Source organism: Peribacillus saganii, from assembly GCF_003429095.1.
Taxonomy (GTDB): domain Bacteria; phylum Bacillota; class Bacilli; order Bacillales; family DSM-1321; genus Peribacillus; species Peribacillus saganii.
In genome coordinates this window covers 121143-139607 of record NZ_QVTE01000017.1, presented here as the reverse complement: position 1 = coordinate 139607, position 18465 = coordinate 121143, and the positions used below count along the sequence as shown (strand labels likewise).

The 18465-nt window shown below is 41.4% G+C and carries 18 protein-coding genes; 6 read left to right on the top strand and 12 right to left on the bottom strand.

Features of this window, described 5'->3' with window-relative positions:
• Positions 1-59 precede the first annotated feature (59 nt).
• Positions 60-1409, bottom strand: a complete 1350-nt coding sequence (locus D0469_RS08325) for a glucose-6-phosphate isomerase (protein ID WP_117326267.1) — start codon at positions 1407-1409, stop codon at positions 60-62.
• A 277-nt stretch (positions 1410-1686) separates the two neighbouring features.
• Positions 1687-2850: an iron-containing alcohol dehydrogenase gene (locus D0469_RS08320; RefSeq protein ID WP_117326265.1), complete on the bottom strand. Its 1164-nt coding sequence runs from the start codon at positions 2848-2850 to the stop codon at positions 1687-1689.
• A gap of 137 nt (positions 2851-2987) precedes the next feature.
• On the opposite strand from D0469_RS08320, the gene D0469_RS08315 reads away from it, so the two are divergent.
• Positions 2988-3221 (top strand): DUF378 domain-containing protein, encoded by a 234-nt coding sequence (locus tag D0469_RS08315; RefSeq protein WP_117326263.1) that lies wholly within the window; start codon positions 2988-2990, stop codon positions 3219-3221.
• Positions 3222-3286: 65 nt separating this feature from the next.
• Here the strand turns inward: D0469_RS08315 and D0469_RS08310 are convergent, their stop codons facing one another.
• Positions 3287-4489: an ornithine--oxo-acid transaminase gene (locus D0469_RS08310; protein WP_117326261.1), complete on the bottom strand. Its 1203-nt coding sequence runs from the start codon at positions 4487-4489 to the stop codon at positions 3287-3289.
• Between the two features lie 311 nt (positions 4490-4800).
• Here D0469_RS08310 and D0469_RS08305 point away from each other — a divergent pair, with 311 nt between their 5' ends.
• Complete coding sequence (locus D0469_RS08305) at positions 4801-6201, top strand: sigma-54 interaction domain-containing protein (RefSeq protein WP_117326259.1); 1401 nt, start codon at positions 4801-4803, stop codon at positions 6199-6201.
• Positions 6202-6532: 331 nt separating this feature from the next.
• On the opposite strand, the gene yugI is transcribed toward D0469_RS08305, so the two are convergent.
• The 3 genes from yugI to D0469_RS08290 form a co-directional block, all read right to left on the bottom strand.
• Positions 6533-6934, bottom strand: coding sequence for a S1 domain-containing post-transcriptional regulator GSP13 (gene yugI, locus D0469_RS08300; RefSeq protein WP_117326257.1), 402 nt, complete (start codon positions 6932-6934; stop codon positions 6533-6535).
• 188 nt (positions 6935-7122) lie between these two features.
• Positions 7123-8373 carry a hypothetical protein gene (locus D0469_RS08295; RefSeq protein WP_117326255.1) on the bottom strand — a complete coding sequence of 417 codons (1251 nt, stop codon included), beginning with the start codon at positions 8371-8373 and terminating at the stop codon, positions 7123-7125.
• Positions 8355-8924, bottom strand: a complete 570-nt coding sequence (locus D0469_RS08290; RefSeq protein ID WP_117326253.1) for an RNA polymerase sigma factor — start codon at positions 8922-8924, stop codon at positions 8355-8357. The genes D0469_RS08295 and D0469_RS08290 overlap by 19 nt, the downstream gene beginning before the upstream one ends.
• Positions 8925-9425: 501 nt before the next feature.
• Here D0469_RS08290 and D0469_RS08285 point away from each other — a divergent pair.
• On the top strand, positions 9426-9926 hold the full coding sequence (locus D0469_RS08285) for a cupin domain-containing protein (RefSeq protein WP_117326251.1): 501 nt from the start codon (positions 9426-9428) through the stop codon (positions 9924-9926).
• 184 nt (positions 9927-10110) lie between these two features.
• Here the strand turns inward: D0469_RS08285 and D0469_RS08280 are convergent, their stop codons facing one another.
• The 3 genes from D0469_RS08280 to D0469_RS08270 all read right to left on the bottom strand — a co-directional run bounded on the left by D0469_RS08280 (position 10111) and on the right by D0469_RS08270 (position 13576).
• Positions 10111-10863: a L,D-transpeptidase family protein gene (locus D0469_RS08280; protein ID WP_117326249.1), complete on the bottom strand. Its 753-nt coding sequence runs from the start codon at positions 10861-10863 to the stop codon at positions 10111-10113.
• Between the two features lie 1043 nt (positions 10864-11906).
• A complete protein-coding gene (locus tag D0469_RS08275; RefSeq protein WP_117326247.1) occupies positions 11907-13079 on the bottom strand; it encodes an aminotransferase in 1173 nt (390 codons plus the stop codon).
• Positions 13076-13576 (bottom strand): Lrp/AsnC family transcriptional regulator, encoded by a 501-nt coding sequence (locus D0469_RS08270; RefSeq protein WP_117326245.1) that lies wholly within the window; start codon positions 13574-13576, stop codon positions 13076-13078. The genes D0469_RS08275 and D0469_RS08270 overlap by 4 nt, the downstream gene beginning before the upstream one ends.
• Before the next feature lie 486 nt (positions 13577-14062).
• Here D0469_RS08270 and D0469_RS08265 point away from each other — a divergent pair, with 486 nt between their 5' ends.
• Positions 14063-14899: an alpha/beta fold hydrolase gene (locus D0469_RS08265; RefSeq protein ID WP_117326243.1), complete on the top strand. Its 837-nt coding sequence runs from the start codon at positions 14063-14065 to the stop codon at positions 14897-14899.
• A gap of 48 nt (positions 14900-14947) precedes the next feature.
• Here the strand turns inward: D0469_RS08265 and D0469_RS08260 are convergent, their stop codons facing one another.
• Entirely contained in the window at positions 14948-15208 is a 261-nt protein-coding gene (locus D0469_RS08260) for a DUF1871 family protein (RefSeq protein ID WP_117326241.1), read from the bottom strand.
• Between the two features lie 88 nt (positions 15209-15296).
• Between D0469_RS08260 and D0469_RS08255 the strand changes: the two genes are divergently transcribed.
• Positions 15297-16466 carry a MalY/PatB family protein gene (locus D0469_RS08255; protein ID WP_117326239.1) on the top strand — a complete coding sequence of 390 codons (1170 nt, stop codon included), beginning with the start codon at positions 15297-15299 and terminating at the stop codon, positions 16464-16466.
• Between the two features lie 263 nt (positions 16467-16729).
• Here the strand turns inward: D0469_RS08255 and D0469_RS08250 are convergent, their stop codons facing one another.
• Complete coding sequence (locus D0469_RS08250) at positions 16730-16951, bottom strand: hypothetical protein (protein WP_117326237.1); 222 nt, start codon at positions 16949-16951, stop codon at positions 16730-16732.
• 152 nt (positions 16952-17103) lie between these two features.
• On the opposite strand from D0469_RS08250, the gene D0469_RS08245 reads away from it, so the two are divergent.
• On the top strand, positions 17104-17490 hold the full coding sequence (locus D0469_RS08245; RefSeq protein WP_117326235.1) for a kinase-associated lipoprotein B: 387 nt from the start codon (positions 17104-17106) through the stop codon (positions 17488-17490).
• A 268-nt stretch (positions 17491-17758) separates the two neighbouring features.
• Here D0469_RS08245 and kapD read toward each other — a convergent pair whose 3' ends face one another.
• Positions 17759-18382: a 3'-5' exonuclease KapD gene (gene kapD, locus D0469_RS08240; RefSeq protein WP_117326233.1), complete on the bottom strand. Its 624-nt coding sequence runs from the start codon at positions 18380-18382 to the stop codon at positions 17759-17761.
• Positions 18383-18465: the final 83 nt, after the last annotated feature.

The following is an 18465-nucleotide window of genomic DNA, read 5'->3' as shown; positions in this document are numbered from 1 at the left end:
AGGGTGACGACATATCGTCATCACCCCAACATTTGACGGAGAACCAAAAAATAACAATTTTATTTTAAACGTTTCTCTAGCTCGGCTTTCTTTTCCTCGAATCCGGGCTTGCCAAGCAATGCGAACATATTAACCTTATATGCTTCCACTCCTGGCTGATCGAATGGATTTACACCAAGGAGATAGCCGCTCATTGCACATGCTTTTTCAAAGAAATATACCAAGTAGCCGAAAGTGTAGGCATCCATAGCCGGTATGCTGACAATCAGGTTTGGAACTCCTCCGTCAGTATGGGCGAGCAGTGTTCCTTCAAATGCTTTGTTATTAACAAAACTGACGGTCTGGCCTGCCAAGTAGTTCAAGCCATCGAGGTCATTTGCTTCCTCTTCAATAATTAGATCATGGCGGGAATTTTCTACCTTGATAACTGTCTCAAACAGATCCCGGCGGCCTTCCTGAACGTACTGTCCAAGAGAGTGAAGGTCAGTTGAGAAGTTTGCGGATGAAGGATAAATTCCTTTCTGGTCCTTTCCTTCACTTTCGCCAAATAGCTGCTTCCACCATTCAGCAAAATACTGGAGGCCCGGCTCATAGTTGATCAGCATTTCAATCGTTTTGCCTTTATTGTATAGGACATTTCTTACAGCAGCGTATTGATAAGCCGCGTTTTCTTCAAGCTCTGAAGTTCCGAAATCTTCACGGGCTTGTGCTGCTCCCTGCATCATTTTTTCGATATCTGCCCCGCTAGCGGCAATTGGAAGTAATCCAACTGCAGTCAGAACGGAGTACCGGCCGCCGATATCATCAGGTATAACAAATGTTTCGAAACCTTCTTCGGCAGCAACGGTCTTTAGGGCACCTCTTGCTTTATCAGTAGTAGCATAGATCCTGCTCTTCGCTTCATCCCGTCCATATTTTTCTTCAAGAAGCTTTCTGAAGATACGGAATGCCAACGCTGGTTCGGTTGTGGTGCCAGACTTTGAAATAACATTAATCGAAAAGTCCTTGCCATCTAAAAGATCCATAAGATCTTTCATATAAGTCGGGCTAATATTGTTTCCGGCAAAAAGGATTTGCGGCGTGTTGCGCTTTTCTTTTGGCAGGGCATTATAAAAGCTGTGCTGCAGCATTTCAATCGCTGCGCGTGCGCCAAGATAGGAGCCTCCGATACCGATTACCAGAAGGACATCCGAATCACTTTTAATTTTTTCAGCCGCTTTCTGAATACGTGAAAACTCTTCCTTGTCATAATCTACAGGAAGATCAATCCAGCCCAGATAATCACTTCCGGCTCCTGTTTTTTCATGTAGTGAATGATGCGCAACCTTAACCGCATCCCTTAAGTATGTAATTTCATGTTCACCAAAAAAAGTTAATGCTTTTGAATAATCGAAACTTACATGTGTCATGTCTGTTCCTCCATCTATTAAAGATTACCCTTACACTTTAGCGAATGATCCAATGTTAATCAAGGCGGGACCCTTTATGTAAGCGTACCCAGCGATAAAAAAATTATTTAAACCAGGAACTGTTTACATTTTCCCGGTAAATAGTTGAAATAAACCGCGCAGAACTCGTTTCAGAGTATAGCTCCAAGAATGGGTGATACCCTCTATTATCGGTTAAAAAGCATTTATCTAGGTGAAACCGAGGTGCACACAGCACCCCTTTGAATCTTTTTATACATTACAGGGATGCACGCAGAATTGCCAAAACATCCTCGCGATTTAGCTTTTTGAAGTTACCGAATTCTCCATAAACCATAGCCTTGTCAGCCATTGTTTCAATTTTGGAATCATCAATGTCATACTCTGCGAGACGGCTCGGAGCTCCAAGGCTTCTCCAGAATTCACGAAGCCTGTCAATTCCTTCAAGAGCAGCCTCCTCATTGGTCTTGCCGGCAGGATTTACGTCAAAGACCCTTATAGCCATCTGTTTAAAGCGATCTACGTTTACAGGAAGCACATGCTTCATCCAGTTAGGAAAAAGAATTGCGAGTCCGCCGGCATGTGGAATGTCGTAAACGGCTGAAACAGAATGTTCAATATTATGGGTAGCCCAGTCACCGCGATAACCCATTTGCAGATAGCCATTAAGAGCAATTGTTCCTGAATAAAGAATCGTTTCGCGATGTTCATAGCTTTCAAGGTTCTCCAGCAGCTTAGGCGCTGTTTCAATCACTGTACGCAGCAGCGATTCACAAAACCTGTCCTGAAGCGGTGCATTAGTCGGCTGATGGAAATATTGTTCAAATACATGGGACATCATGTCGACAATTCCATAGATTGTTTGGTCCCTTGGTACCGTAAAGGTATTTTCCGGGTCAAGGATTGAGAACTGAGGGAAAGTCAGCGGGCTTCCCCAGCCGTATTTTTCTTGTGTTTCCCAGTTGGTTATAACTGAACCTGAGTTCATTTCAGACCCTGTTGCCGCCAGTGTAAGCACAGTCCCGAAAGGCAATGCGTTTTGAACTGATGCTTTTTTGATGACAATGTCCCATGGGTCTCCGTCATATTTAGAACCTGCAGCAATTGCTTTTGTACAGTCAATTACACTTCCGCCGCCCACCGCTAGAATAAAATCGATTCCTTGCTCCTTGCAGATTTCTACCCCTTTGCGTACAGTGGAAATTCGCGGATTCGGTTCAACGCCTGACAGCTCGAATACTTCGGCGTTTATTTCAGAAAGCTGGGAAAGGACACGGTCATACAGACCGTTCTTTTTGATGCTGCCTCCCCCGTATACAAGAAGAACCTTTTTGCCATAAGCGGGAATTTCCGTCTTCAGGTGTTCTAGCTGTCCTTTTCCAAAAATCAATTTAGTCGGGTTTTTATATGTAAAATTTTCCATATTGTATTACCTCCTTTTTTTCTATTATGCCTAATCAGGATTTCAAATACAAAACATCCGATTGAAAAGGGGAGTTTGAATATTTTCTTTAAATTAATCCATCTTAAGAAGTGAAACATAATAAAGGAGGATATATTATGAGTGGAATTCAGCGAATCGCACTTGTCCTCACCATTATTGGGGCAATTAACTGGGGATTAGTCGGCTTTTTTCAATTTGACCTGGTAGCTGCAATCTTTGGCGGCGCAGATACCGCAATGGCTCGTATCATTTATGCTTTAGTTGGAATTGCAGGCTTGATAAATCTGGGACTTCTTTTCGCACCGAGCGAAGAGAGATCCAGAGAGCCTGAAGCTTCTACAACACGCTAATAAAAAAAACTAGCTCTGCCGTTTTTTACAGGCAGAGCGTTTCTTTGCAGTTCATTTTACTAAAATCAGCTAAAAACCTTTTTAATTCTTTCAATTGCCCAATTAAGTTCTTCATTGTTAATCACAAGGGGAGGGGCAAAACGGATGACAGTTTCATGTGTCTCCTTGCACAGCAGTCCTTCTTCTTTTAATTTCTCACAATAATGACGGGCTGGTACATTCAGTTCAACACCAATAAACAAGCCGCGTCCGCGAACTTCCTTGATTGCAGGATTGTTAATTTTTTTTAGCCCATCCACAAAAAATTTCCCAAGCTCCAACGAACGATCTGCCAGCTTTTCATCTATCAACACATCAAGAGCAGCAACTGAAACGGCACACGCCATTGGGTTTCCGCCAAATGTTGATCCATGGGAGCCTGGATTGAAGACTCCTAGAATTTCCTCATCCGCAACAACGCAGGAAATCGGGAAAACACCCCCGCCCAATGCCTTACCGAGGATATACATGTCAGGTACTACTTCCTCCCACTCACACGCGAACATCTTGCCTGAGCGGGCTAATCCAGTCTGAATTTCATCTGCAATGAAAAGAACTTTGTTTTCTTTACATAAATCACTGGCCGCTTTCAGGAAACCTTCCTTAGGGATGACAATCCCGGCTTCACCTTGAATCGGTTCAATCAGGAACGCAGCTGTGTTAGGAGTGATAGCACTCTTCAGTGCTTCTAAATCACCATATGGTATTAACTTAACTCCTGGAAGCATTGGACCGAATCCGCGTTTATATTCCTCTTCGGAAGAGAGGGAAACAGCTGTCATTGTACGTCCATGGAAATTGCCGGTGCAGGCAATGATTTCTGCATGGTTTTCTGCTACACCCTTCACATCATATGCCCAGCGGCGTGCTGCTTTAACTGCAGTTTCGACTGCTTCTGCACCTGTATTCATTGGAAGTGCCATTTTCTTATTCGTTAACGTACAGATTTTTTCGTACCACGGACCGAGCTGGTCATTATGGAAGGCCCTTGAAGTCAAGGTTACGCGGTCAGCCTGGTCTTTTAAAGCCTGAATAATTTTCGGGTGGCGGTGCCCCTGATTTACCGCAGAGTAGGCACTCAGCATATCCATATATTTATTGCCTTCGGGATCCTTTACCCATACTCCCTCTGCTTCTGTAATTACAATTGGCAGTGGGTGATAATTATGGGCTCCAAATTTCTCCGTTTGTTCGATTAATTCAGTCGATTTAGTCTTAGAAATATTCATTGTTAGTGTCCTCCTTCAAACGTACTTATCTTATCTTAGGACTGTTTCTACGTTTGTTTTATAATATAACATGCAATATCTGTGCCAATTGAAAGGGCAATCGTTAAGTATTTTCTCATATATCTTAAAAAGCTCTAGTTTTAGCATAAACCGAGCATTTGTTACTAATGTAAAAACCTTTCCCCTTGATTGAGCGTGTTAAAGTGCAAAATTACTTTGCTTACAATACGCAAAAAAGCAAAATTTCCTTGCATAACTTTACTTTTCTTCTTTAACATGAATATTAACAAAGACGTTAAAGGGAGCCGAAAATGAAAAGCGATCAAAACAAAACGCGCATGCTGCAGATTTATCAAAGAATACTTAATGAAATTGATGTTGGGATACATGCAATTGACTCTGAAGGCAACACAATTATTTACAATAAGAAGATGATGGACATTGAAGGTATGGACATGGAGGATGTCCTTGATAAAAACATTCTTGAGGTTTTCTCCTTCTATAAAAAAGGTGAAAGTACACTTATTCAAGCTTTGCAAAAAGGCAAGGCAACAGAAAATGTGAAGCAATCTTATTTTAACAACAAAGGGCAGAAGATAACCGCGATCAATAAAACCATTCCCATAACCGATGGCCCGAACAGGATTGGCGCCATGGAAATTGCACGGGATGTGACGAGGCTGGAAAAAATCATCTCTGAAAACATTCTTCAGAAAGGCAATACCCGATATACCTTTAACAGTATCATCGGGGTAAGTCCGCATATCCAGGAAGTTATGGAAGCAGGAAAAAGGGCTACCCGCACCAATTCAACAGTTCTGATTACAGGTGAGACCGGAACCGGGAAAGAGTTGTTTGCGCAAAGCATTCACAATGGCAGCAGCCGCTCTGGCGCCCCCTTTATTTCGCAGAACTGCGCTGCACTTCCCGTTACGCTGATTGAAGGAATCCTGTTTGGGACAAAGAAAGGCGCTTTTACTGGATCTGTTGATCGGCCGGGCCTCTTTGAACAGGCCCAGGGCGGGACACTGCTATTGGACGAGATCAACGCCCTAAATCCATCCCTTCAGGCAAAGCTGCTCCGGGTTATACAGGAAAAGTCTGTTCGCCGCGTTGGCGGTACAAAGGACCTGGCTGTCGATGTAAGAATCATGGCGACCATTAACGAAGACCCGATAGATGCGATTGCAGGGGGGCGGCTGAGGAAGGACTTATATTACCGGCTGAGCGTTGTCTCACTATTCATTCCGCCGCTTCGGGACCGTCTGGAAGACCTGGCGGCGCTTTCACAGTTTTTTATCGAAAAATACAGCCAGCTATTTGGAATGGAAGTTAAATCCTTTGATGATGATGTGCTTGAATGTTTTCATTCTTATGATTGGCCAGGAAATGTTCGTGAGCTGGAACATCTCATCGAGGGTTCCATGAATCTGATTGAATATGAATCAAGGATTTCCTTCGAACATCTCCCATTGCACTTTCGAAAAAAAACTCAATTTAAGAGTTATTCAATGGAAACAGATGACATGCCTAAGAACAATTGCCCAGCAATCAAATCTCTGGTGGAGTACATGGCAAAGGCGGAAAGAGACTACATTGCAAAGGTCCTTAATCAGCATAACTATAACATTACCAGAACAGCAGAATCACTCGGCATGAGCAGGCAAAATCTGCAGTATCGAATAAAGAAATGGCAAATACACCGTCCTTAATTTGGGAAATCAAAGTCCAAAAAGTAAGAGTACATTGGGTCCGTTATAACGTGAACGGACGCAAAGTTTGTCGGCAAATCGATATATTTCTGAAGTTGAAGCAAAGTCGACGAAATAATTTGGAAATATGGCTGAGATATATCTCAAAACTCGATGATAAATGGCAGACTCTAGTTTAGAAGCAAACACCTTGATAATAAAGTACCGCTTAATTCATTAACTATTGACTTAAATTATCTTTAACCCTGAAGGTTACCCCAACGAAACAGGGGTAAAACCTAAAAAAGGGCAATAAAAAACCAGATACTTTTAGCATCTGGTTTTTGCATTTTTATTTTTTAATTAAATCGTCACGCTGTGATTGGTCGATCCATTCCTGAAGCTTATCTTTTAATGTGTTGAATCCTTCAGTTGATTCTGTTGTAGTTTTTACAGCAGCTTGGCGCTTCTTTGGAGCTTTTTTCGCTTGGCTTGCTGGGCGCTCAGGAGCTTCCTCTGTTGCACGGATTGATAATCCGATCTTGCCTTTTTCTTCATCAACAGATAGAACTTTAACGTTCACTTCATCGCCGACCTTTAAGTGCTCGTTAATATCCTTTACATATCCGTGGGTAATTTCAGAAATATGCACTAATCCTTGTGTAGATTCATCTAGAGCAACGAACGCTCCGTATGGCTGAATTCCTGTAATTTTACCGGTGGTTACTGTTCCAACTTCGTATTTTCCTGACATGGTAACACTCCTAATTTAAATAAATTTTTTCGTCTTTTTCACACAATAAAATATTATAGCATATTTTTGGTTTTTAATCAAAAACCCTTATACCTGTCCTCAATTTCTATAGAAGCCGTATACGAAAAAGAGGAGCCATCCATTTAAGATGTTTCCTCTTCATAATAAATTTAAACCTGTTGAACAGCTTATTTCTCGATGACAAAAGAAGGATATGGCAAGTTAGTGTAATCAAAATCATCCTCTGCTCTAAATCCTTTCTCCTCAAGTGCCTGATAATACTGCTCTAAAGCTGTCGCAGTTTCAGTTTCAGGATATTCCATTATGACAGCTTGCCAGGCATCTCTTACATCACTTTTAACTATTCCATCATCACCGAGTACTCTCGTATTGTCGATACCCTTTAAGAAAAATCCAAAGTATCTTCTGTAGTCCTGCTTTAATGCGTCTGTTAGCTTCCCCTCTCGCATGTCAATAATAATTTCTTCTGTTTGTGCCAAGTGTCTTCCAAGGTCTTGCCACGACGACAGCAGTGCGCCATCTTTTATTTCAGGCTGCGACTTCTTTATGTCCAGGTAATCCTTAATATAAGCACTCGCTCCCGTTGAAGCTTCCTTATAGATGCTTTCATAATCGATTTTTATATTTAACATACCTTCCCCGCTGTCCACAAAGTAATACCCGTTCTTCTTAAGACCTTCCAGATACATATTCAGCTCCTGATTTGAAGTTATCCCGCTGCCTTCATTTAACTTTTCAAGCATCTGAAAAAAATCCTGAGAAATATTTTCCCGATACACCAATTCAGATATCGGTACAAGCTTTTCCTGATACACTGGCAGGAATCGCTGCTGTTGCTCATTATATCGCTCAAACTTGCTTTCTTGTTCTTTTTCGGAACCAACTGAAGTTAATTCAGGCTTGAATTGTACCGGTGCGGTTAGGAGCAGGTCAATTTCTTCTTTTAGCGAGGCAAATTTCTGAAGTAATGGCTCTCCTGACAGATTTTCCTGCTTCGCTGTTCCAATCTCAGCCTGTACCCCAATGGCCAGCTCCGTTTCAGAAAAATTTGCAATTCCAGTTAGATTCTCTGTTTCTTGTTCCTTTTTCAAATAATATTCTTCTAATTCTTCAAAGCTTTGTATTTCATAGGCGGGTGCCGTTTTGGGCTGTTCTTCTTCCTGTTTCGGAGGGGTACCGCTTGGCTGCCTACTATTTTTTTCTTTGCTGCTCTCCATTAAAAACAGAGCAAGAATAACAGAAATAATCGCCACACCAATTAAACTTGCAGCGTATGCAACCAATGGGACGGGCCTATATCGCTTCTTTGAGCTTTTTCTGACTGCCGAAGTGATCGCTTCAGTATCTGATAATAAAGGCAGCTCATTATACGATTTTTTTAGACTTTCTAATTTCTGCTCTAGTATTTTGTCATCCATTTTTGCTCCCCCTCCTTTTCTCCATATTGCTGCAGACGTTTTTTCAATGCTTCCTTTGCCCGCAATATCCGCACTTTTACAGTGGACAGGTTAAGCCCCAAAATTTCAGCAATCTCTTCGTACTTTTTGTCATGGAAGTAGAATAGAATGATTGGAATCTTATATTTATCATCCAGCTGCTGGATGCATTCATGCAGACATTTTTCTTCCTCCCCTTTTAATGTGAACTGCTCTGAGTTAAGCACTTCTGAAGGACGTTCCTTTTGCAGGCGCAGGAGTTTTTTCAAATAGCTAGATTTTTTTCGAGAATAATCCTTTGAGGTGTTTAAGGTTATCTTATAAAGCCATGTCGAAAACTTCGCATGGGAAAATTGATGAATAAACCTGAAAACTTTAATAAATACTTCCTGGGTAATATCCTGTACCTCGTCCGCTGTATTTCCCATCTGATAGGCAAACCTTTCAACAGCAGGATAATACATTGCTATCAGATCACTTAAGGCCTGCTTATCCCCAGCCTGAGCTCTGCGGATCAGCTCTTCCTCATTCACTAGGCACCCCTCCATTTCAAACAGTTCCTAATTAACTTGCGTTTGCTTATTAAACGAAGCTCTCTTCATAATAGTTTCATATTATTCTTATTTCAGATCAAAAATAAGTGAGATGATATGAGTATAACGGTTCAGGAGGGCAGAAAACTTGGCCAATTTGGCAAAAAAACTGCCCTGAAAAAAGAAACATGAGACAGCAGGACCTTGCTATTAAAGTGCGCTGCGGAACAAAGTGTTGTCTTGTTAAATGGTTGGTTAAAACAACTTATAATGGGTGATAAGCCTTTTTTGAGCATTTAATAATTTCGATAACCTGTTGTATTTGGCTTTTTCTTTGTGGTGGACAGAAATGTGATCCTATCACTACAGGGTAATTAGATGGATTTTTAAATAAAACAAGCAGGAACAATAGACTACTATATCGAATTTATTCCTTTGTTGCTTAAAATTTCTTATTTCATCGGATTTTAAAGAATTCAAAGTTTAAAGGGAGATAGAATTATGACAGTCACTAGCGGCAAAATTAGCAAGGCGTTTCATCGTACTCCAAATGATACGAACACGTATCACTTCCTATCTGAAAAAGTAACGGTCTTAGTATCAGGAGAGGACACAAATGGAGAATATTCTGTAGCACATATCATTGAACCTCCAAAATTAGGACCACCACTTCACATTCATGAAAACGATGATGAAACTTTTTATATTCTAAAGGGTCAGTTTACCTTTTTTGTTGGTGATGATATTATCGAGGCAAAACCCGGAGATTATGTGTTTGCTCCTCGCGGCATTCCCCATAGATTCTTGTCGGGTTCAGAGCAATCAGAATTTATCGTTACTGCATCACCAGCAGGATTTGACCAATTTGTGAAACAACTTGGTACCTCAGTTCCAAAAGATGCACCTCTTCCTGAAGTGAAACCGCCTTCTTTAGAAGAACTTCAACATCTTGTAAAAGTTTCCGGGTATTTTAACATTACATATCCAGATTTAAAATTTTAAGCTATCTACATCAAATTTGCTAAAAAGCCTGTTATATAATGAGTGACAGGCTTTCCTTAGCCCTGTCAAACAATTCAATAAACAGCCTTTACCACTAACGAAGCCTTTTAAAGTTAAAAAAGCCGGCTGTATCAACTGCCGGTATACAAACCCAGCGCTTAACAGGCCAGCCTTTTTAATTATTTTACACCTGGTTGATCCAAACCATTTCCAGTGCTTTTTTCGTTGCAGCACCTACAATGCCATCCGCCTTGAGTTTATGAGCAGACTGGAATTTCTTAACAGCTAGGTCTGTTTTAGCTCCAAATACCCCGTCCACCGTTCCGACTGAGTATCCTAGAGCATTTAGCTTCCTCTGAAGTACTTTAACTTCTTCGCCTCTGCTGCCAATTTTCAACGCATAGGAGTTTACAAATTTGGCTTCAGGACCTATTGGTTTATAGCCATTTGCTGATGCAAGCGAATGGAAGGATTTCTTTGCAGAAGTAATAACTACCGGAGTGTTTATCTTTATTTTTGAAAACAGCCATTTTACTTCTTCATTATGCATTCGGATACAGCCTGAACTTACATATTTTCCAATCGAAGCAGGATTGCTGTTGCCATGAATCGCATAGGTTGTACCCCAGGTTCCTCGTGCATTCAAGCCCAGCCAGCGGGTACCAAGAGGGTTACGCGGATCTCCGCCTGGAATTTTTTCTTTATAATAAGGCCTGTTGACAATCTTGTTAACGACTTTAAACTTTCCTTCCGGCGTGTATGCAGCTTTTCTCCCTGTAGCCACCCTAAAAACCTTTACCATCCTGCTGTTTTCATAAAATGCTAATTGGTTGGTGGACTTGTTTATGATAATAAGTTGGTTTGCGGAGGCCATGACGGGTTGTGTACCGAACCAGAGAAAAGACAGCAGCACCAGACAAACGAGTATTTTCTTCATTGTTTTCCTTCCCTCTTGCTTACGCTTTTTTTGAATCCTTACATCGTATGCAAGAGGACTGGAAAAACATACCTATTTGCTGATGGAGAAAAATACTCAATTTTCCCCCTGCGGAAATTATCCTCTTCCAGAAATGAAAGCGGAAGTGCCTAAGAAAAGATAAACACCTGAGCGTGCTACGTCCTTTGGCAACGCTTCTGCCCCGCAACCCGACAAAAAGAACGTCGACTAGTACAGTTTGTAATTTACGGCTATTACAATTACAGCCTCTGTCATGTGCCAAAAGCGATGCCAGTTTACAACCACACAAAGCTACCGCTTTGTTCATGCAATGTATCCGCTGCCGAAGTGTTCCTACACCTGTGCATAGGGGCTTTAAGTCCTCCATAAAAAGTTGCTGGGTGCCGATGAATATAGACAAATCTTGTTCTAAGCAACAAATCCAAATTTATCGCTCTGCCATGTATAAAATGGCAGTATACCGTCCATCCTGTAGTTATAAGCTTTCTAGGCAAGCCATGATGGTTGCCTTCTTAAAACGGTAATTTGCCAATACATGGCTCATATCCGTTTTTGAGTATTCCCCCCTTTTTGGTGGACAAAAACAGTCGTTTTTGTCCATTTTTTTATTAGAACAGCAGGAGGGCCGCGGTCAGAGAAAGAACGGCTATGTTTGTGACTTCCTTTGGCAACACTGTTCTCACCTAACATCATAGGGCCTCTGTAAAGTATAAGAAGCAGTCCGACAGAGAGCACTGGCTGTCTCGGAAGCCATTGGTTTTACCTCAAGGCCGACTATAATTGCCAACTCCAGTGGTGACATCTGCACTATCGTGTCCTCACAAAGCTGCAGCTTTATTCGTTCGATGTATTGTCGCAGCAGCGTTCTTTGTCCTGAGCGTCGAGGCTTTATTTTTCTGCGGAATAAAGCAGCTAGATGCTGGAATTAGACATCTGTATTAGTGACAAATATTGTTATACATAATATTTTAAAAAAATCCTGGACCGTTTTGGATCCAGGATTTTAAGTAAGGGCTATTCGGTTACTCCACCTTATATTTCTCTATAAATCGGCCGATTCGCTTAACCGCTTCTTGAAGCTGATCCATTGAAGTGGCATATGAACAGCGGATATGGCCTTCCCCGCTATCGCCAAATACATTGCCGGGAACGACCGCAACTTTCTCTTCCATTAGCAATTTTTCGGCAAATTCCTCTGAGGACAGTCCCGTTAAGCGAATGGATGGAAACGCGTAAAAAGCTCCACCTGGGGTGTGGCAGTCGAGTCCAATTTCATTAAAGGATTTAACAATATAATTGCGCCTCCGCCTGTAGCTGCTCCTCATTTCTTCAACATCCGAACCTCCGTTTTTAAGTGCCTCCAACGCAGCATATTGGGCCATTGTGGAAGCACACATCATGGTATATTGATGAATTTTCAGCATAGCTGAAGCGATATCCGCAGGTGCACAAACGAAGCCAAGCCGCCAGCCAGTCATTGCAAACCCCTTGGAAAATCCATTTATGACAATCGTCCGTTCTCTCATCTCTTCGATCGCAGCCATGGAGGTATAGGATTCATCATATGCCAGCTCAGAATATATTTCATCTGAAATAACGAGCAAGTCGTGTTTTTTCACAATTTGGCTCAGCTTAATTAAATCCTCCTTGCCAAGCTGCGTTCCGGTCGGATTGTTCGGTGAACATAGCATTATTGCTTTGGTATTTGGTGTAATTGCTTCCTCAAGCTGCTGAGGCATAAGCTTGAACTCGTTTTCATTAGCAGTCTGGATTGTTTTAGCAATTCCGCCAGCCAGCATTACAAGCGGTGCATATGAAACGAAGCTGGGCTCAACAATCAGGACTTCCTCACCGGGACTCACAGTTGCCCTCAGTGCAATATCGATCGCCTGGCTTGCACCAACAGTAACGATGATTTCATCCGCAGGATTGTATGTAACCTCAAAGGATTTATGCATGTAATCGGCAATCTCCCTCCGGAGTTCAAGCAGTCCGGCGTTGGCGGTGTAAGAGGTATGCCCCTGTTCCAGCGAAAGGATTGCGGCTTCCCTCACAGACCAGGATGTTACAAAATCCGGCTCGCCAACCCCTAAAGAAATAACCCCTTCCATATTCGCGGCCAGATCAAAGAACCGGCGGATTCCCGAAGGTTTTAGTTCCGAAACCGTTTTTGAAATAAAACTTGTTTTGATCATGGTGACACCACAATTCGCTTATCTTCTTCCGTCTGGTCAAAAATTGTTCCGTCATGCTTATATTTTTTCAAAATAAAGTGGGTTGTGGTAGAAATAACAGAATCAAGGGTTGATAATTTTTCAGAAACAAATCGCGCCAGCTCATTCATGGAGCTTCCTTCAACAATAACGGACAAATCGTAGGCACCGGACATCAAATAAACGGATTTGACCTCTTTGAATTTATAAATTCTTTGGGCCACTTCATCAAAGCCCACTCCCCGTTTTGGTGTAACCTTAACATCAATCATTGCTGTTACTCCCTGATGCTCGTCAACCTTGGACCAATCAATAATAGTCGCATAACGGACAATGACCTTCATTTCCTGAAGCTTTTGCAGCGTTAATTCAATTTCCGATTCTGGCACATCAGCCATCTTTCCAAGATCACTAATATCTATCCTGCTATTGGTTTCAATAATACTTAGAATTTCTAGTTCTTTTTCATTCAAATGCATACCTAATGTATCCTCCTTGTTTGTATATAGATAAATGAAACCATTATTTTCCTTATTTTTGGACGAACCACAGTATAGGCCGCTGTCCCTTTCAAGTCTACCATAGCTTTTACGAGAATCGTGTACCAAGTTCTGTTCGCTTAATTGGCTATTAGCCACTATTGTTGAGGCAAATAGCGAGACGAGCTTCGTTTAAACAGCGGGTTAATTCCTGATATTCACGATTAATTCCGGCGGCTCAATTTGCCTAATTCCTGATTTTCGCGATTAAATCCCGCAGCTTTTCATTCAATTCCGGACAAATCGTATGTAACATTCATTACATTCTGTGCTTTATCAGACATCGGTTGCCCCAATTCACGGGATAAACTTTATCCATTATATCAAAATACTCTCTATTAAAAAAAGAATTTTCAGTGAATTAATTTTTCCATAATATCTCATGGGCATTTGGGGTAAAGTATCTTAAAAAAGGTGTGAAGGAATTTGACTGCTGTTATAACAGGCCAAAGGATAAAATTGGAAGGCAATGAGTTTTATTACGAAGCCTTTCACCACTCCAAGACGGCCCCTACGCTGATCTTGCTGCACGGGTTTCTATCGTCCACATTCAGCTACAGAAGATTAATCCCACATTTAAATGCCAGCTATAATATCGTTTCCATAGACCTTCCGCCATTTGGACAAAGCGGCAAAGAACAGCGGTTTATGTATTCGTACCAGAACCTTGCCAAAACAGTGATTTCATTGCTGGAGCGACTTGAAATAGGTCATTCTGTATTGGTCGGCCACTCGATGGGTGGACAAATCGCTTTAAATATGATCAAGCAGCGCCCTGAGCTTTTTGCAGCATGCATTTTATTGTGCAGTTCTGGATACGCACCCAAAGTGAATCAAGGAATTATTTTGTCGAGCTATATACCTTTTTTCCATTTATATGTAAAAAGGTGGCTTGCAAAAACAGGCATTGAAAAGAACCTGCAGAATGTTGTATACAATCATGATTTAATCGATCAGGAAATGGTCGATGGCTATTTACAGCCATTTTTAAAAGATGATATTTTTCGAGGCCTGGCGCGATTTATTAGGCATCATGAAGGCGATCTCCCTGAAGCGGACCTAAGAAAAATCCACACTCCATGCCTGTTAATCTGGGGTGAACAGGACAAAGTGGTTCCACTGCATATTGGAAAACGCTTGCAGAGAGACCTGCCAAACTCAAAACTTATCGTAATGAAAGACACAGGACATCTTGTTCCAGAAGAAAAGCCTGAAGAAGTGTTTGGATATATTAATCATTTTTTGGAAGAAACTTTCAAATAGCTTCCTCAAAAAACCACCCGGCTTTTGCCTGGTAACTTTTTAATTCAGCTAAAAGGAACAAGAAGCACGGTTTTTAATAGCGAGCAGCTCTGTCGCCATTTCAAGGCAAGACTTCATTTCTATTTCTTGCTCAAACGAAAATTCGTAAATTCTCTGGATTTCCTTCGCTAATACGTCCGGATCATTAAAGTCATGAACTGCCATGATCACATCAGCGATTTCTGTGTCATATTCATCATTTCCCCAGCCGAAGGGATCCCATTTTTTTAATGCTGCTTTCATCTCTCTATGAACATCTTGTATTTCCATCGAAAATCATCACCCTGTTATATATTTCACTCTACATGTTATCATATGCATAGTACGATAATGAATCAAGATTAGGAGGCATATTGCTTTGAGCGAAGACTTATTTGAAACCCTTATAGACAGAAATAACAGCGGTGCTGTCAAATGGGATAACCTGCTGCAAATATACGGGGACAAAGAATTGCTGCCAATGTGGGTGGCAGATATGGATTTCCCTTCACCTGCTGCAGTTCAGGAAGCGCTGATGAATCGGGTTAAACATCCGCTTTATGGCTATACTGGCACGGCACCCTCGGTATACACTGCCATTCAGGACTGGATTAAGTATCGGCATCAATGGGAAGTAAGGAAAAATTGGATTACCTTTAGTCCCGGTGTGGTCACTGCATTGAGTACCGTGATACAGGCATGCACAGAACCTGGGGATAAAATACTCCTTCAATCACCAGTCTATACACCATTTTTTGATCTTATCAAAAGTAATGAGCGGGTTGTCGTTAACAGCCAATTGACAATAGAAAACGGACGTTTTGAGATAGATTTTATAGACCTGGAAGCAAAGCTGAAGAATGGTGTGAAGTTATTCCTTCTTTGCAGCCCTCATAATCCGGGTGGAAGAGTATGGACAGAGGAAGAACTTACAAAAATCGGCGACCTTTGTGCAGCACATGGAGTAACGATCGTTTCAGATGAAATCCATGCTGACCTTTACATAGAACCCGCTAAGCATCGGCCGCTTGCAGCACTGGATCAACGGTACGCAAACATAACGATTACATGCATGGCACCGAGCAAAACTTTTAATATAGCAGGTCTTCAGGCTTCCATCTTGATTACGTCCAATACGGAATTGCAGGATAAAATCAGCCTTGTGAATCGGCGGAATGGATTCCATGGCTTGAACCTGATCGGCCTGACAGCAATGGAAGCTGCCTATAAGGATGGCGCTGAATGGCTTGAAAATCTCATGACATATATCAAGAAGAACGTTGAGATTGCAATTGACTTTATCAACAAAGAGATCCCGGGTGTTTCGCCAATGTATCCTAATGCCTCCTACCTTTTATGGCTCGATTGCAGACAGCTGGGGCTGACAGATGAGGAATTACGCACAAGGCTGATAAAGGAAGGCAGGCTTGCTCTTGAGCCTGGACCAAAGTACGGCCCAGGTGGTGAAGGCTTTGTACGAATGAATATAGGGTGCCCAAGAAGCATTCTTATGGATGGATTAGAAAGATTGAAGAAGGCCTTTGCTTAACTTTCGGATGTTATGAGGGCTTGTACAAAAGTATACGAATGATTCTTCACATTAAGGTTCGACTAATTCTTGACAGTCTTGCTTTTATACAGCGTTAAAGACCTTAATTCGGTTTGTGCTTTCGCTTAAATGCTCCCCATAATCCGTTTATATCCTAGACTCGGGGCTTTTCGGGTAAAGCTTCAAGCGCGGTAGAAACAAGAACTGTACTTGTTTAATTAAGTCATACCTCCTAATAAAAAAAACGGCGGGATTCCGCCGTTTTAGTTAATCGAATGCTGTTCATTCTCATTATTTTTTAAAATTTCTTCCTCAAGCTTTTTTGTTTTCAGTGCTTCCTTTTTAGAATAACGGATAATAAATATCGTAGTTAGGACAGCACCGACAAGGAAAATTAATGACGTAATAAAAGCAGGTAGATATTCAGATTTATCCTCAGGGAAATAGAGGAACAGTGCTACTACAAAGCTATTAATAAAGGTCATGCCTTACATCCTTTCTTCTCTGACAGAATCACTTCTGCTATTATAACAATTTTTTCTATTCCAATTCTACTTAGAATCTTTTCTTGGAAAATAACAACAAAAGGGAATAGTTGTTATCTAATTTAAACAAATACCGATAGGAGAGAATATTAATGAGCGATAGCATGCTTCAGATCGGAAATAAAGTAACAGCCATATACAAAACCGGAAAATATATTGGGGAGATTACCGATATCAAACCAAACGCAATTCTTGTCAGAGTGCTTGCAGTAGCCAAACATCCGATGCAGGGGGATTTGCATAACCCGAAGCAAGTTGATGTCGATTTCTTTCACCAAAGGCGTGCCCTCGCTTTCCGTGAGCAGGCAAATATCCCTGTAAATATGGTAAAGCCATACGATGGGGAAATCCCTGACTATAAGGAATCACTCAAGGAAGCTGTCGAAAAAATGAAGGAAAACTTGGACGACGGAGACAATGAATGGAAAGAAAAAAGCCTGGAACTGATCAGAGGATTGGAAGAGGATTATTTTAAGTAAATCCCTGGGAGGCGAAGAACGGCGTATCCATGTCGTGCTGCAACGCTGGCACCAGAGCCCCATCCTTACGCCTAAATTCGTGTGATGTATCGTTGCCACAGCGTGCCTTGTGTGTCGGGGCTTTTTTTCCCGGCGAAAAAAGATGTTTATTTTTACTTCGTAAAAAAGTTAATCGGCGCTGGAGCTGGATATAAACTTCACTACTTTTGCAATCCACAATTCTTTCTTATAAAAACAAAAGCCAAATCATATTAGGATGATTTGGCTTTTATAATGCTAGTTTGTTTAAAACCTGGGATAAATCAATCCGGTCACCAATGGTGGTCGACTGATGGTTTTTCATATATTTTTTATCCTGTTCTACCAACTTAAAAATATTATATGTGGTTAACGCGTCATCCAATGCCCGATGGTGCTTCCCTGTTCCTTCGCTGCCATATTCCTTAACAGCTTTCCAAAGACCTGTTTGGTTTTGGTCCCCGAAGAAACGTTTGTATTCCATCGAAAGATCAACTTTTTTACCGTTTAAAGGAAATTCCAGACCTGCCTGCTGACAATTTTGGCGCAGTACCTTCATATCCATATTTCCCCAAGTTACCACTATGCTTGACTGCAGCTTATCATATTCGCTAAGCCAGAATACCAATTCCTGAAAAGTAATCCCCTTTTCCACCTGCTCCTGTGTAATGTTCAGGAATTTTTTGCAGCGGTCAGTTAATACAGGAAATTTAACAGGAGCGACGAATGAAGAATATTGGTCATAGATACGGTCCCCAATGACTGATACCAATCCCACTTCGATAATTTCCGGATAGAAGCCTTCTGGTTTGGCTTTCCCCTCAGGCATTGTAAATTCAAAATCGATGAAAAGATATTGTTCTTCACCCTCCATTTGGATTCCTCCTTTCATACTTAGTTCTCTATAAAAATTTTCACTTAGAAACATAGCCGGCACTTGCTTTTTCACATTATAGC